The following is a 489-nucleotide window of genomic DNA, read 5'->3' on the forward strand; positions in this document are numbered from 1 at the left end:
GAGGGCACGCACTCCCACCGCGACATTGCTGAGCATTTCGGGGTCTCTGTTGTGACCGTCACCACCTGGAATGCGCGCCTCAAGAAGAGAGGCACCCTGCAGGCGACCGTCGCCACCGGTCGCCACTCTCGGATGACCCCCGCACAGCACGAGCAGCTGCGCACCCGCCTGAAGGCGGGTGCGCTCGCCCACGGATTCCCCGACGAGACCTGGACCACTCGTCGGGTGAGTGAGCTGATTGGTCGGCGGTTTGCGATCTGGTATCACCACGATCACGTCCGCAAACTTCTGCACCAGCTGGGCTGGACTCCGCAAATGCCGGATGGACGCGCCGCAGAACGCAATGAACTCCGGATGGCCACTTGGAAAGAACAGACGGCACCCGAGTTGAAAAAAAAAGGTCGCTGAGGGCGCCACGCTGATTTACCTGGATGAAGTGGGCTTTGCGCTGAAAGGCGTGCGACGACGGACGTGGTCGGCCAGGGGCGT

The 489-nt window shown here is 63.0% G+C and carries 1 protein-coding gene; it reads left to right on the plus strand.

Annotated features, from left to right (window positions below):
* Positions 1-408 (plus strand): winged helix-turn-helix domain-containing protein (locus GO986_RS22465; RefSeq protein ID WP_232337975.1); only part of this gene is annotated, 408 nt, incomplete at its 5' end.
* Positions 409-489: the final 81 nt, after the last annotated feature.

The sequence above is a fragment of the Deinococcus arboris genome (assembly GCF_009755355.1).
Lineage (GTDB): Bacteria > Deinococcota > Deinococci > Deinococcales > Deinococcaceae > Deinococcus > Deinococcus betulae.